General features: G+C 71.8%; 13 protein-coding genes and 2 tRNA genes. 8 read left to right on the top strand and 7 right to left on the bottom strand.

The window, feature by feature from the left end:
* On the bottom strand, positions 1-1,219 hold a 1,219-nt coding region (locus JWN97_RS13370; RefSeq protein ID WP_297623320.1), incomplete at its 3' end, for a helicase HerA-like domain-containing protein.
* Between the two features lie 58 nt (positions 1,220-1,277).
* Here JWN97_RS13370 and JWN97_RS13365 point away from each other — a divergent pair.
* Positions 1,278-1,577, top strand: coding sequence for a type II toxin-antitoxin system VapB family antitoxin (locus JWN97_RS13365; protein ID WP_297623324.1), 300 nt, complete (start codon positions 1,278-1,280; stop codon positions 1,575-1,577).
* On the top strand, positions 1,574-2,077 hold the full coding sequence (locus tag JWN97_RS13360; protein ID WP_297623318.1) for a LytR C-terminal domain-containing protein: 504 nt from the start codon (positions 1,574-1,576) through the stop codon (positions 2,075-2,077). Before JWN97_RS13365 ends, JWN97_RS13360 begins: the two co-directional genes overlap by 4 nt.
* Before the next feature lie 4 nt (positions 2,078-2,081).
* Here JWN97_RS13360 and JWN97_RS13355 read toward each other — a convergent pair whose 3' ends face one another.
* Positions 2,082-3,599, bottom strand: coding sequence for a potassium/proton antiporter (locus JWN97_RS13355; RefSeq protein WP_297623316.1), 1,518 nt, complete (start codon positions 3,597-3,599; stop codon positions 2,082-2,084).
* 216 nt (positions 3,600-3,815) lie between these two features.
* Between JWN97_RS13355 and JWN97_RS13350 the strand changes: the two genes are divergently transcribed.
* The 3 genes from JWN97_RS13350 to JWN97_RS13340 are packed head-to-tail and all read left to right on the top strand — an operon-like array spanning position 3,816 to position 6,523.
* Entirely contained in the window at positions 3,816-4,253 is a 438-nt protein-coding gene (locus JWN97_RS13350) for a hypothetical protein (RefSeq protein ID WP_297623315.1), read from the top strand.
* Between the two features lies 1 nt (position 4,254).
* Positions 4,255-5,205: a hypothetical protein gene (locus tag JWN97_RS13345; protein ID WP_297623313.1), complete on the top strand. Its 951-nt coding sequence runs from the start codon at positions 4,255-4,257 to the stop codon at positions 5,203-5,205.
* Positions 5,198-6,523, top strand: a complete 1,326-nt coding sequence (locus tag JWN97_RS13340; RefSeq protein WP_297623311.1) for a hypothetical protein — start codon at positions 5,198-5,200, stop codon at positions 6,521-6,523. The genes JWN97_RS13345 and JWN97_RS13340 overlap by 8 nt, the downstream gene beginning before the upstream one ends.
* 3 nt (positions 6,524-6,526) lie before the next feature.
* Here the strand turns inward: JWN97_RS13340 and JWN97_RS13335 are convergent, their stop codons facing one another.
* The 3 genes from JWN97_RS13335 to JWN97_RS13325 all read right to left on the bottom strand — a co-directional run bounded on the left by JWN97_RS13335 (position 6,527) and on the right by JWN97_RS13325 (position 8,971).
* Positions 6,527-7,891, bottom strand: a complete 1,365-nt coding sequence (locus JWN97_RS13335; RefSeq protein WP_297623309.1) for a VWA domain-containing protein — start codon at positions 7,889-7,891, stop codon at positions 6,527-6,529.
* Between the two features lie 3 nt (positions 7,892-7,894).
* Complete coding sequence (locus tag JWN97_RS13330) at positions 7,895-8,767, bottom strand: MoxR family ATPase (protein WP_297623307.1); 873 nt, start codon at positions 8,765-8,767, stop codon at positions 7,895-7,897.
* A 119-nt stretch (positions 8,768-8,886) separates the two neighbouring features.
* Positions 8,887-8,971 (bottom strand) — tRNA-Ser (locus tag JWN97_RS13325).
* Between the two features lie 103 nt (positions 8,972-9,074).
* On the opposite strand from JWN97_RS13325, the gene JWN97_RS13320 reads away from it, so the two are divergent.
* The 3 genes from JWN97_RS13320 to JWN97_RS13310 all read left to right on the top strand — a co-directional run bounded on the left by JWN97_RS13320 (position 9,075) and on the right by JWN97_RS13310 (position 9,978).
* The gene (locus tag JWN97_RS13320) at positions 9,075-9,536 is read left to right on the top strand and encodes a hypothetical protein (protein WP_297623305.1); all 462 of its coding nucleotides are present in this window, start codon (positions 9,075-9,077) and stop codon (positions 9,534-9,536) included.
* 62 nt (positions 9,537-9,598) lie between these two features.
* Positions 9,599-9,689: transfer RNA gene (locus JWN97_RS13315), tRNA-Ser, on the top strand.
* A gap of 160 nt (positions 9,690-9,849) precedes the next feature.
* Complete coding sequence (locus tag JWN97_RS13310; protein WP_297623303.1) at positions 9,850-9,978, top strand: hypothetical protein; 129 nt, start codon at positions 9,850-9,852, stop codon at positions 9,976-9,978.
* A 172-nt stretch (positions 9,979-10,150) separates the two neighbouring features.
* On the opposite strand, the gene JWN97_RS13305 is transcribed toward JWN97_RS13310, so the two are convergent.
* Together JWN97_RS13305 and JWN97_RS13300 are read right to left on the bottom strand one after the other, a co-directional pair.
* On the bottom strand, positions 10,151-11,155 hold the full coding sequence (locus JWN97_RS13305; RefSeq protein ID WP_297623301.1) for a LuxR family transcriptional regulator: 1,005 nt from the start codon (positions 11,153-11,155) through the stop codon (positions 10,151-10,153).
* Between the two features lie 132 nt (positions 11,156-11,287).
* The gene (locus JWN97_RS13300) at positions 11,288-13,135 is read right to left on the bottom strand and encodes a phosphoenolpyruvate carboxykinase (GTP) (RefSeq protein WP_297623299.1); all 1,848 of its coding nucleotides are present in this window, start codon (positions 13,133-13,135) and stop codon (positions 11,288-11,290) included.
* Positions 13,136-13,211 lie beyond the last annotated feature (76 nt).

Below are 13,211 nucleotides of genomic sequence, written 5' to 3'. Positions count from 1 at the left end.
CCGACAGGTCGTACTGCGACTTGGGGAAGGTGGCCACCGTCTGCTTGAGCGCCTTGGCGTCGTTGGGCGTGTGCGCCCGGAGCTGGTGCTGCACCCGGGAGCCCAGCTGCGCCAAGACGTCGTCGGGGACGTCGGTCGGCGACTGGGTGACGAAGAAGACGCCGACGCCCTTCGAGCGGATCAGCCGCACGGTCTGGGCGATCTGTTCGAGGAACGCGTCGGAGGCGTCGTTGAAGAGCAGGTGCGCCTCGTCGAAGAAGAAGACCAGCTTGGGCTTGTCGAGGTCGCCCTCCTCGGGCAGGTCGTGGAAGAGGTCGGCGAGCAGCCACATCAAGAACGTGGAGAACAGGGCGGGCCGGTCCTGCAGGTTGGGCAGCTCGAGCAGGCTGATGATCCCGCGACCGTCGTCGGTGGTGCGGAGGAAGTCCTTGGTCTCGAACTCCGGCTCGCCGAAGAAGACGTCGGCCCCCTGGGCCTCGAAGGTGATCAGCTCGCGCAGGATGACGCCGGCGGTCTGCGGGGAGAGGCCGCCGATCGATTTGAGCTCGGCCTTCCCGGCCGCGTCGCCCGTGAGGTACTGCAGCACGGCGCGCAGGTCGGCGAGGTCGAGCAGCGGCAGGCCCTGCTTGTCGCAGTAGTAGAAGACCAGCCCGAGGGAGGACTCCTGCGTCTCGTTGAGGCCGAGCACCTTGGCGAGCAGCGTGGGGCCGAACGCCGTCATCGTGACCCGCACGGGTACGCCGATGCCCTGGCCGCCGATGGCGTAGAACTCCGTCGGGAAGCCGGTCGCGGTCCACTGCTGGCCGACGCTCGCCGTACGAGCCGTCAGCTTGTCGCTCGGCTCCCCCGGCACGCTGAGCCCGGACAGGTCGCCCTTGATGTCGGCCGCGAACACGGGTACGCCGTTGGCGCTGAGCTGCTCGGCCAGCAGCTGCAGGGTCTTGGTCTTGCCGGTGCCGGTGGCGCCGGCGACGAGACCGTGGCGGTTGAGCATGCCGAGCGGGATCTTGATGTGCACGTCGCTGAGGTCGTCGGCGTCGAGCATGAGGCCGCCGAGCTCGAGGGCGGCACCCTCGAACCGGTAGCCCGGCGCCACCGCCTCGGAGATCGGGTCGCTGGGAGCGGGGGTCTCGGCCGGCGCAGGCGCCTCGGAGGGAGCAGACGCCTCGACGGGGGCGGCCTCGGCTGGCGTCGGCACGGCCTCAGGGGTCTCGGTCATGCCCGCGAGCCTAGTCAGCGCGAGGGGGCACGACGAGGGCGTCGTTATGATCACCGGCGTGATCTTCAAGCGGGTGGGCGTCGGCCGGCCCTACCCCGACCACGGCCTGACCTCGCGCGCCTGGGCCGACCTGCCCCCGCGCCAGGTCCGGCTCGACGAGCTGGTGACCACCAAGGACACCCTCCGCCTCGACACGCTGCTCGACGAGGACTCGACGTTCTACGGCGACCTGTTCGCCCACGTGGTGCAGTGGCGCGGCGACCTCTACCTCGAGGACGGCCTGCACCGGGCGCTGCGCGCGGCCCTGCAGCAGCGCAGCGTCCTGCACGCCCGCGTCCACCAGGCAGCCGACCAGTGAGCGGGGCGCTGAAGTCCGCGCTGACTCTGGCGGTCCTCGGACTGCTCGTCGCCGTCGCCGCGGTCTGGGGCTGGGCGGCGCTGACCGAGCCGTTCCCCGAGGACGCGCCGGTGGCGATCTGCGAGGACGCCGCCGTGAGCGCCGGCACGGAGGTGCGGCGCGACCAGGTCGTGGTCAGCGTCTTCAACGGCAGTGGTCGCAGCGGCCTCGCAGGCTCGACGAGCGCCCAGCTGGCCGAGCGCGGCTTCGTCGCCGGCGACGTCGGCGACTCCCCGCAGCCGGCCGCGACCACCCAGATCTGGGCGTCCGACCCGACCAACCCGGCGGTCGACCTGGTCAAGCAACAGTTCAAGAAGGCCAGGGTCGTCCCCGGCGACGCGATCGGTGTGGGCGTGGTCGTGGTGGTGGGCGAGAGGTTCAAGGCGCTGCGGTCCCAGCAGGTCGAGTCGGTGCTCGCGCAGGCGGACGCGACCTTCTGCAAGGCCACCGGCTCCGAGTGACGCGCTAGTCGCGCTCCCGCTTCGAGGGGTCGCCGAGCCACTGCGCGAGGCGCCCGTTCTCCGACACCTGGCGCAGGCGGACCTCGGTGGCCTCGCGGAGCTTGCGCGGCGTGACCACGAGGAGGTCGTCGCCCGCGCGCAGGACCGTACGCCGCTCCGGCACCAGCGACGAGCCGCCCCGGATCACCAGTGAGACCGACGCCCCCTGGGGCAACCGCAGCTCCCCGACCTCGACGCCGTGCATCTTGGACGTGGGCGCGATGGTCACCTGGAGCAGGTCGGCGGCGACCCGGTCGAGGGGCGCGGCCTCGACGTCGAGCCCGCGCGGCTCGGAACGGCGCGAGACCCCCAGCAGCCGGGCGACCCACGGCAGGGTCGGGCCGGTGAGCAGCGTGTAGACCACGACCATCACGAAGACGATGTCGAAGAGCTCGTCGGCGCCGTCGACCCCTTCGGAGAGAGGGATGGTGGCGAGCACGATCGGCACGGCTCCGCGCAGGCCGGCCCACGAGATGAAGGCCAGCTCGCGCAGTGCCATCGGCTGCACGATGCTGCTGGCCAGCACGGACAGGGGTCGGGCGACGACGGTCAGCACGAGGCCCGTCACCAGGGCCTGGACGACGGTGTGCAGGTCGATCCGGCCGGGTGAGAGCAGCAGGCCGAGCATGACGAACAGCCCGATCTGCGCGAGCCACGCGACGCCCTCCGCGAACGAGCGGGTGGCCACCCGGTGGGGCAGCTCGCTGTTGCCGAGGATGAGCGCGGCGACGTAGATGGCGGCGAACCCCGAGGCGTGGAGCGCCGAGGCGAGACCGTACGCCGTGAACGCCAGGCACAGGACCGCGAGCGGGTAGAGGCCGGAGGACGGCAGGGCCGCCCGGCGCATGATCCACGCCCCCACCACGCCGCAGGCGACGCCCACGAGCCCGCCGGCGATCAGCTCGAAGACGATCGTGCCGGCCACCTCCAGCACGCCGGCGCCGGCGACGGCACCGGTGGAGATGATGCCGACCAGGACGACGGTGGGCGCGTCGTTGAGACCGGACTCGGCCTCGAGCGCACCGGTCAGCCTCTTGGGCAGCGGCACGACCCGCAGCACCGAGAACACCGCCGCCGCGTCCGTGGGTGAGCAGATCGCTCCCAGCAGGATCGCCAGCTCCCACGGCAGGCCCAGCAGGAAGTGGGCACCGAGGGCCACGACGGCCACCGAGACGGCCACCCCGAGCGTCGCCAGTGACAACCCCAGCCTGATGCTGGGTCGCATCTGCCGCCAGTCGGTGGTCAGACCACCCTCGGCCAGGATGATCGCCAGCGCGCCGAAGCCGAGGGCGTGCGCCAGCTGGGCGTCGTCGAAGGGGATCGCGAAGGGGCCGCCCTCGCCGAGCAGGACGCCGATGAGCAGGTAGATCAGCAGCGAGGGGAGGCCCACGCCCGCCGAGACCCGGACGGCCAGGATCGCCGCGAGCGTCACGACCGCACCCACCAGCACGAACAGGTCGAGCTGGTGGACGTCGAAGGTCATGCAGTCCTCATGCTCGTGGCCGGAGCGGGCTGGTCGGGGCACTGATCCTAACGGTCGCCGCGCCCCCGGGAGGGCGTCGTACCAGCCTGCGGGGCGTGCGACACCTGCCCCGGACGGGCCCCCGGCGCACCGGGCTGGTGGGACACTCGGGGGCGGGGAAACGTTTGGGCAACCGGGCCCCCGGGTAGGCGTCCTCCGACGAAAGGGTGTGATCCGATGTACGGCGACACAGCCGCGGGACGCAAGCGCGTCGCCCAGCTCCGCGAGCAGGGCGGCGACATCCGTGCCCTCGCGGCCCGGCTGGTGTCCCAGGCCGAGGCCGCCCCGTGGCACGGCAAGGCCGCCGACGCCATGCGCGAGCGCATCAAGGAGCGCGCCAACCACCTGCGCGCCGCCGCCGCGCACCACGAGACCGCCGCCGACTCGCTGGCCAGGCACCTCGCCGAGGTCGACAGCCTCAAGGAGGCCATCGACACCCGCTCCCACAAGGCCACCTCGCTCGTCGAGGACGCCCGCACCCGCGCGAGCCAGGCCGGTGCCGAGGAGGGCGAGGCCCCGGTCGAGGCCGACGCCACCGAGACAGCGCTGCTCGCCTTCGATCCACCCCCGGCCGGTCACAAGGACTGGCTGACCGTCACCCTCCCGGGCCTCTGACATGGTCACCATCGACCTGACCACCCCGCCCACGCCTCCGGCGAGCTTCCTCGACGGCATGGCCCGGCGGCTCGCGCTGACCCTGCCCGAGCTGCGTGTCGTGGCCGAGCTGGCCGGGGGTGCACCGCTCCCCTTCGACCTCGAGTCGACCGAGGGCGCGCCGTCCGCGTCGGGCTCCCTCTCGGGTCGGCTCGGGCAGAGCCGCGGATCCGTCGAGGACTCCGCCTACACCGATGCCCTCGGCACCCTCCACGACCCCTACGACACCCTCCGCCGCCGCGGACTGGTGGGCGACGACGGTGCCGACGCCGGCCTCGTCGGCGCCGTCGGCCTGCTGGCCACGCCCCGCCTGGCGCTCGACATCGACGTCGCGGCCGGGGCCGCCCAGGTCAAGGCCTGGCACCGCCAGGACGGGGGCGCGGTCGCGAGCCTGTCGACCTGCGACGGCATCGTCTTCGAGCTGGCCTGGTTCCCGGTCGAGCAGTGGACCACCGAGCTGGCCCGGGTCACCGCGGTCCCCGAGGACCTGGCCCTGTCCACGTCCCACGTCCCGGCGCTGCTCGACGTGCCCTACGCCCTCGCCGACGCGGTCGGGGAGGCCCTGCGCTCGGGTCGTTCCGACCTGGTCCCGGTCCTGATGGGCCAGGGCGACGGCGCGGTCCTCGCCGACGGCGAGGAGATCGGCACCGCCGAGGCTGCGGCCGCCCTCTCCGCCGTCCACACCGAGAGCCGGGGACGGCTGCGCATCCTGGCCGCGGAGGTGTCCGAGCGGGCCACCGCCTCGGTCGGCGTGGTGTCGTGGGTGCTGCTCCGGGACGGCTGGCACTCCCTCACCCCGCGTCACGACGACGGAGCCCGTGTCGCGGTCGCCCGCGTCGACCCCGACGACCTCGCGACCGAGCTGGCCCCGGTCCTGGCCCAGGTCAGCCTCAGGGAGACCGCAGATGAGTGACCTCGACATCCCCCGCACCCACGGCGCCGACTCCCCCGAGTCGTCGGCATCCGTGGCCGCCGACAAGTACGACCAGATGCTGGCGCTGGCCGACCTCTTCGACGCCTCCGGCAACGAGATGCGCACCCGCGCGCGCCTCGGTGCCGAGATCCTGGGCGACGACGACGTCGTCGACTCCGGTGAGCTCTCGAAGGCCACCTGGGCCCAGGCCGAGGAGGACATCCGCGCCGCCACGACGGGCAAGCACGGGCTGCTGACGCGATCGGTCGAGCTCGACGCCGACGCCCTCGTCGTACGTGCCACGGTGCTGACCTACCGCTGGATCGACGAGCTCCAGCAGGCGGCCTACAAGACCCTGGGCTCGATCGCCGGCCGCGCCATCGGCTACCTCGCCCCCGAGGTCGCGCTCGGTGGTGCCATCGTCAGCGCCGGCCTGATCGAGACCGACGCCCTGGACCGCGACGGCGTCACCGCCTACCTCAACGAGCTCGCCGAGAACAACCCCGACCTGATGGACCACCTGTCCGGTGGCGGCGGGCTGCTCGACGGCCTGCACATGCGCTCCCTGCTCACCGCCGGCGTCCTCGCCTCCGACCAGGGCGCCCACGCGGCGCGCGGCGGCCTCCGGGCGATCGGCATCGACCCGTTCCCCACCGACGCCGTGTCGGCGTTCCGCGACTCGGCCGGCTCCTTCGTGGAGGTCGACGAGGCCGAGACCACGGCGGAGGCCAGCGCGGGCCAGGCCCCTCGCTCGCTCGAGGAGCTGATGGCCAACCTCGTCGCCGAGGACCGCCGGATCAGCGTCCAGCGGGTCGGCACCGGCCGCTACATCGCCTACCTGCCCGGCACCCTCGGCCCGGACTCCGGTCGGCTCCGGCTCGTCGGCGCCGACCCGACGAGCTATGCCGCCCAGGTCGTCCGCGCGATCGAGAAGGTCGTGACCGAGGACGACGCGCGCGTCATGCTGGTGGGATCGGCGGCCGGCGGCACCGTGGCCGCCGAGATCGCCGCCTCCGCCGGCTCGCCCCGCTTCGTGGTCGACCAGGTGGTCACGGCCGGCGCCCCGGCGGCGCAGGTCCCCCGGATCCCCGACGCCACCCGCGTGCTGTCGCTGGAGGACCGCAGTGACCCGGTGGCCCTGCTCGGCTCGCTGATCAACGCCACGATCGCCAACCGGCTCACCGTGGTCTTCGACAGCAGCACCGCCGACGGCGCCCACATGTACGTCGCGGGGGCCAAGGCCGCCGACACCGCCGAGCACCCCGAGCTGCGGGCGGAGATCACCCGGCTGCAGGACCTCGGCTACCTCGCGGGCTAGCTCCTAGACGATCTCGTGCACGAACTCGCCCAGCTGGGCGAGGTTGCGGCACTCCACCATCGGCACGATCTCGCCGTAGCGGTCCGCGGCGCTGTCGCCGGTGCCCCAGTGGCGCGGGTGCTCGGGGTTGAGCCACCACGCGTGCCGGGCCCGGCCGGCCAGGTCGGTGAGGACGGGCAGGGCGAGGTCGCTGTAGTTGGAGCGACCGTCGCCGAGGACCAGCAGCGACGACTTCGGCCCGATCGCGTCGCCGTGCTCGTCCGCGAAGCGGGTCAGGGCGCGGCCGTAGTTGGTGCGGCCCCACAGCGCGGCCTGCGAGATGCTCGTCGCCAGCGACTCCATCACCTCGACCACGTCGGCGCCCGGTCGGAACCGGTCGCTCACCTCGACCACGTCGTCGACGAACGTGAAGGCCCGGACGCCGCTGAAGGCCTCGCGCAGGGCATAGACGAGCAGCAGCGTGAACTGCGCGAAGTTGGCCACCGACCCGCTCACGTCGCACAGCACGACGAGGTCGCTGCGGTGCGGTCGCTTGGGCCGGTGGTGGGTCGTCAGCGGCACCCCGCCGGTCGAGATCGAGGCGCGCACCGTGCGGCGTACGTCGAGGGGCCCTCGCCGGCGGGCGTGCTGCTCCTTGGTGAGCCGCGCCGCCAGCCTTCGCGCCAGCGGGTAGATCTCGCGCCGCATCTCCTCCAGGTCGCTGCGCCGGGCGGCGGTGAAGTCGAGCCGGTCGATGGTCGGGCGGACCGTCACGTCGGCCACGTGCTGAGGTCCCTTCTCCTCCGCGATCCGGCGCCGCGCGTCGCCCTCGACGAGGCGGGTGAAGTCGCCGATCCGCCGACCCGCCGCGCGCTGCGCCTGCTCGTCGTCGAGCCCCTGACCGAGCAGCCCCTGCACGAGCCGGTCCATCAGCTCCGCGGGTGAGACCCGCTGGAGGGACGTGTACGCCGACCAGCTCGACAGGCCGGGCCCCCGACCGGGCATCGCGCCGAAGCGCGCCACCGCCACGACTGCGAGGTCCTGCAGCGCCTGCTGGTCGCCGGAGGCCAGCGCCTCGGCCAGGGCCTCGCGGAACCGCTCCAGCTCCGGCCCGGTGTCGGGCACGCCGTCGGTGGCCTCGACGTCCTCGCCGGCGACGCCTCCGCCGATGAGGCGCGGGTAGTAGAGGTCGAAGACCGCGTCGAAGGTCACCCGCTGCGGCTGCCGCTTCACCAGCGTGGCGGCGTACGCGGCGCGGACCGTCTCGCGGTCGTGCCAGCGGACCTTCTCCAGCGCGGCGATCGCGTCGAGCCCCTCGGCGAGCGACACCGACAGGCCGGCGGAGCGCAGCGCCTCCACGAAGCCGATGTGGGTGTCGAGAAGGCTCATCGGTCAGCCCACCGCCAGCTTGAGCTCCTTGATCGCGCGGCGCTGGTCCGAGGCGTGCTTGAGCACGACGCCCAGGGTGCGCGCGACGGTGGCCTCGTCGAGGTCGGCGATCTGCAGCGCGATCAGGGTGCGCGCCCAGTCGACGGACTCCGCGATGGAGGGCGCCTTCTTGAGCTCGAGCTCGCGCAGGCGTACGACGACGTCGACGAGCTGGGCGGCGACCTTGTCGTCCAGGCCGGGGACCTGGCTGGTGACGATCGCCCGCTCGCGCTCGGCGTCGGGGTAGTCCAGGTGCAGGAACAGGCAGCGCCGCTTGACCGCCTCCGAGAGCTCGCGGCTGGCGTTGGAGGTGAGCACGACGAACGGGCGCCGCGTGGCACTGACGGTGCCCAGCTCGGGGATGGTCACCTGGAAGTCGCTGAGCACCTCGAGCAGCAGGCCCTCTACCTCCACGTCGGTCTTGTCGACCTCGTCGATCAGCAGGACGGTCGGCTCGTCGCGGCGGATCGCGCTCAGCAGCGGCCGGGTGAGCAGGAACTCCTCGGTGAAGATGTCGTCGTGGGTCTCGCTCCACGAGTCGTCGCCGCCGCTGGCCTGGATCCGGAGCAGCTGCTTCTTGTAGTTCCACTCGTAGAGCGCGCGGGCCTCGTCGAGGCCCTCGTAGCACTGCAGCCGCACCAGCTCGGCGCCCGTCGCGCGCGCCACCGCCTTGGCCAGCTCGGTCTTGCCGACGCCCGCCGGCCCCTCGACCAGCAACGGCTTCTCCAGCGCGCCCGAGAGGTACGCCGTCAGCGCGGTCGCATCGTCGGTGAGGTAGCCGACGTCCCGCAGTCGTGCGGACGCGTCGTCGGGGGACTCGAACCAGGTCGTCGTCACCCGCCGAGCCTAGCGAGGTGGGGTTCCGGTCACTCGTTCAGGTTCACGACGCCTCGTGCTCCGCAGCCGCCTGCCCGGCCACGCCCCCTCAGCGGAGCCCTCGCTCCGCTCGTGCTCTGCAGAGGGGGCGGGATTCGAACCCGCGGTAGGTCTCCCTACGACCGCTTTCAAGGCGGTTCCGATCGGCCGCTCCGGCACCCCTCCTCGTGCCGCGCCGGAGCGCCGCACACCGCGGGACTCTACCCAACCGCTCGGCCCGGGGACCCGAGCGAGGGCCTGGTCGTGCGAGCGTGGTGAAATCTGGAGCGTGACGACCGAGACCCCCAGCGTCCACCGCCTCGCCCCCGCCATCGCGGCGCGACTGGTGGGAGTGCTCCTGTGTGCGGTCGCCGTACTCATCCTGCTCAGCACGCTCGCGATCGCCGTCCTCGACCTGCACACGGTCTTCCTGCTGGTGCCGGTGGCGATCACCGTCGCTCTCCTCGTGGCGGCCTGGTGGACGTGGCGGCGCAAGGGCTGGATCGCGCGGCTGACGACGGAGGGCTACCGGATCCAGTGGGTCCGCGGCGTCGGCGCCGCCTCCGGCCGGTGGAAGGACGTCGAGGACGCCGTGACCACGACGATCCTCGACTCGCCGGTGGTGAGGCTGCGTCTGCGCGACGGCCGCACGACCACGATCCCGGTCGAGATGCTCGCCACCGACCGGGAGGACTTCGTCCGCGACATCCAGGCGCACCTCCAGCGCGGCCGCGGCCTGCGCAAGTTGTGACCTGATTCGGCGCAAGCACGCCCAGCCTTGTACCCTTCTCTGCGCCCGGCTCGGTCGGGCATGGAGGCGTCGCCTAGTCCGGTCTATGGCGCCCGCCTGCTAAGCGGGTTTGGGGCTAAAACCCCATCGAGGGTTCAAATCCCTCCGCCTCCGCAGTGATCGACCCCCTCCTTCGGGAGGGGGTCGAGACACGCATTTGCAGGATCCTGCAATGCACAGACCTGCAGCGACATGTCGCAGACGTGGCCCCGCGCCGTGGGAGAGAATGAACAGGTCATCCCCTGTGACACATGACTATGAGGTGGGAACCACTATGACCCCAGTTCGCCGCATCGCAGCCGCCGCACTCGTGGCCGCTCTGGGCATCGGATTCGTCGGCATCAGCAGCGCACCGGCCAACGCCGACTACACCTGGGGCACCAGGATCAAGGTTCCCCGCTGACCGACGTGCCATGATGTGCACGCAGTGAAAAGCTGAGACACGGACCCCCTCAACCCCCCACGAGTCTGGTCCGCCGGCCTCCCCCACAGGCCCGTCTCGGCACTCGGGGGCAGCAGCTCATGGAGCTGCTGCCCTCGATTCATGTCCGGGAGCGGGGAGGCGAGCCGCCCGCTCAGGAACCGGGCTCGTCGGCCTCGCGACCGGAGATCCCCCGCTTGCCCATCTCGTAGCCGAGCTGGAAGCGCGTCTCGACCTCGAACTCGCTCTTGAGGTCCGCTACGTAGCCGGCGTACGTCCGGGGGCTGACGCCCAGGCGCTTGGCGCCGGCGGGGTCGGCCCGGCCCTCGAGGAGCATCCGGATGGTCATCGCGCGCTGCTCCGCGGCGATGTCCCTCATCAGGGAGGTCTCGCTGCTGGTGAAGGGGCGGGCCCGCTCCCAGTGGCGCTCGAACATGTCGACGAGGTAGCCCACCATCGACCGCTCGCTGATCACCATCGCCGCGTTCAGCCCCTCGTGGCTGGGGATGACCGCGATGAGGCGGTCGACCACGATGAGGCGGTTGAAGAACTCGTCCATGGTCCGCACCTCGGCCCCGGCCGCGGTCACTGCCGCGACGTACTTGCGGGTGTCGGCGCCACGGCGGGCGGCGTGCTGGTAGAGCGTGCGCATCCGCACGCCGCGCTTGAGCAGCGCGATCTCGCGCGCCGTCACCTCCGATAGCTGCTTGACCCCCCGCCGGTCCTGCGGCTGCGCGGTGAGCAGCTCCTCCTCCGCGTCGGCGACCATCGAGTCCAGGAAGGTCCGGATCGTGGTGGCGCCGCGGATCTCGGTGAAGGGACCGCCGACGGCGCTCGGCGAACGACGCCAGGCGTGCGCGAGCGAGCTGAATGCCTGGGCCCAGTGGGCCGACTCGGCGATGAGCTCCGCGCCCTGCTGGCCCAGCGGAGCGACCACGCGCGCCTGGACGGTGGCCGGGTCGACGGCCCGCCACCGGGTGCCGTCGTCGCTCTGGACGACGAGGCCGACCTCCTCGAGGAGGTCGAAGGCCTGCTCCAGCTCGCCGCGGCGGATGATCCGCTTGTCGGTGACGCTGATGCCCCCGGAGGTGACGATCTCCTCGTAGAGCGGAGTCGCCTGCTGCTCGAACAGGTCACGTTCACGTTGCCCCAAGGGCATGGCTCACCTCCACTCTCGCCCCCCGACACCAGTGTGAGGATGGTGCCACACGGCTCCCCACACCTTCGACGAAACCGTCACGACCCGCCCCGGCGGTGCAGCGGGGCGGGTCGTGGGCGGTGCCGGGGCCGGTCAGGCGTCGAGGCGGGCCTTCAGCGTGTCGTACTCGCTCCACAGCACGGACGGGAGGTCGTCGCCGAACTTCTCGAACCACTCCCGGATCTGCGGCAGCTCGGCCTTCCACTCCTCGACGTCGACCGCGAGCGCCTGGGCGAGCTGGTCCTCCGTGAGGTCGAGGCCCTCGATGTCGAGCGAGCCCGGCGCCGGCACGTGGCCGATGGGCGTCTCGACCGCGGCGGCCTGGCCGTCGATGCGCTCGATGACCCACTTGAGCACGCGGCTGTTCTCGCCGAATCCCGGCCACAGGAAGTCACCGTCGTCGTCGCGCCGGAACCAGTTGACGTAGAACATCCTGGGCAGCTTGGCGACGTCGTTGTCCTTGCCGATGCCGACCCAGTGGCTGAAGTAGTCGCCGGCGTTGTAGCCGATGAAGGGCAGCATCGCCATCGGGTCGCGGCGTACGACGCCGACCGCACCGACGGCAGCGGCGGTGGTCTCCGAGGAGAGCGTCGCGCCCATGAAGGTGCCGTGGTTCCAGTCGCGGGCCTCGGTCACCAGCGTGATCGTCTTCTTGCGACGACCACCGAAGAGGATCGCGTCGATCGGCACGCCACGCGGGTCGTCGTACTCGGCGGCGAGGATCGAGCACTGCTTGATCGGGGTGCAGTAGCGGCTGTTGGCGTGGGCCGAGAGCTCGGTGGACGCGGGGGTCCACGGCTCGCCCTTCCAGCTGGTCGCCTCGGCCGGGGTGTCCTCCAGGCCCTCCCACCACACGTTGCCGTCGGGCGTCAGCGCGACGTTGGTGAAGACCGAGTTGCCCTTGCGGATGGTCTCCATCGCGTGCGGGTTGGTGTGCTCGTTGGTGCCGGGCGCCACGCCGAAGAAGCCGAACTCCGGGTTGACCGCCCAGAGGCGGCCGTCCTCACCGATGCGCATCCAGGCGATGTCGTCGCCGATCGCCTCGACCGTCCAGCCCGGGATGGTCGGCTTGAGCATCGCGAGGTTGGTCTTGCCGCACGCGCTCGGGAAGGCGGCGGCGACGTACTTGGTGACGCCCTGGGGCGAGGTGAGCTTGAGGATCAGCATGTGCTCGGCCAGCCAGCCCTCGTCGCGCGCCATCACCGACGCGATGCGCAGGGCGTAGCACTTCTTGCCGAGCAGGGCGTTGCCGCCGTAGCCGGAGCCGAAGCTCCAGATCATCCGCTCCTCGGGGAACTGGACGATGTACTTGGTGTCGTTGCACGGCCACGCGACGTCGTCCTGGCCGGGCTCGAGCGGCATGCCGACCGAGTGCAGCGCGGGGACCCACTGCGGGGCGTGGCCGGCGGCCTCGAGCTCCTCGATCCGGGCGAGGACCTCGGTGCCCATCCGGGCCATCACGCGCATGGAGACGGTGACGTAGGCGGAGTCGGTGACCTCGATGCCGAACATCGGCTTCTCGGCGTCGACGTGGCCCATCACGAACGGGATGACGTACATCGTGCGGCCCCGCATGCAGCCGGCGTAGAGCCCGCGCATGAGCTCCTTCATCTGCGCCGGGTCCATCCAGTTGTTGGTGGGGCCGGCGTCGCGCTCGTCGACCGAGCAGATGTAGGTGCGGTCCTCGACGCGAGCCACGTCGGTGGGGTCGGAGGCCGCGTGGAACGAGTTGGGCATGACCTCGGGGTTGAGGCGGGTGAACGTGCCCGTCGCCTCGAGGGAGCGGGTGAGCTGGTCCCACTCCTCGTCGGAGCCGGTGCACCAGTGGATGCTGTCCGGCTGGGTCAGCTCGGCGATCTCGGCGACCCAGGCGGCGATGCCGGCATGCGTCGTCGGAGCGGTCTGATCGGTGGTCGTCTCGGTGTGGGTCAGTGCGGTCATCCCGGGTTCCTTCAGCGTTCGTCGCGGTTCGCGCGGCCTCGTTGACGGCGACTTGCTTTCGGACGCTAGTGCTTGT

It is taken from the genome of Nocardioides sp. (assembly GCF_025965415.1).
Taxonomy (GTDB): Bacteria; Actinomycetota; Actinomycetes; order Propionibacteriales; family Nocardioidaceae; genus Nocardioides.
This window is presented reverse-complemented; position numbering and strand designations above follow the sequence as displayed.

What these genes read in the sequence shown, in the direction of transcription:
- JWN97_RS13355 (WP_297623316.1), bottom strand. Translation starts at nt 3,599, where the DNA reads ATGACCTTCGACGTCCACCAGCTCGACCTGTTCGTGCTGGTGGGTGCG.
- JWN97_RS13350 (WP_297623315.1), top strand. Translation starts at nt 3,816, where the DNA reads ATGTACGGCGACACAGCCGCGGGACGCAAGCGCGTCGCCCAGCTCCGC.
- JWN97_RS13345 (WP_297623313.1), top strand. Translation starts at nt 4,255, where the DNA reads ATGGTCACCATCGACCTGACCACCCCGCCCACGCCTCCGGCGAGCTTC.
- JWN97_RS13340 (WP_297623311.1), top strand. Translation starts at nt 5,198, where the DNA reads ATGAGTGACCTCGACATCCCCCGCACCCACGGCGCCGACTCCCCCGAG.
- JWN97_RS13335 (WP_297623309.1), bottom strand. Translation starts at nt 7,891, where the DNA reads ATGAGCCTTCTCGACACCCACATCGGCTTCGTGGAGGCGCTGCGCTCC.
- JWN97_RS13310 (WP_297623303.1), top strand. Translation starts at nt 9,850, where the DNA reads ATGACCCCAGTTCGCCGCATCGCAGCCGCCGCACTCGTGGCCGCTCTG.
- JWN97_RS13305 (WP_297623301.1), bottom strand. Translation starts at nt 11,155, where the DNA reads ATGCCCTTGGGGCAACGTGAACGTGACCTGTTCGAGCAGCAGGCGACT.
- JWN97_RS13300 (WP_297623299.1), bottom strand. Translation starts at nt 13,135, where the DNA reads ATGACCGCACTGACCCACACCGAGACGACCACCGATCAGACCGCTCCG.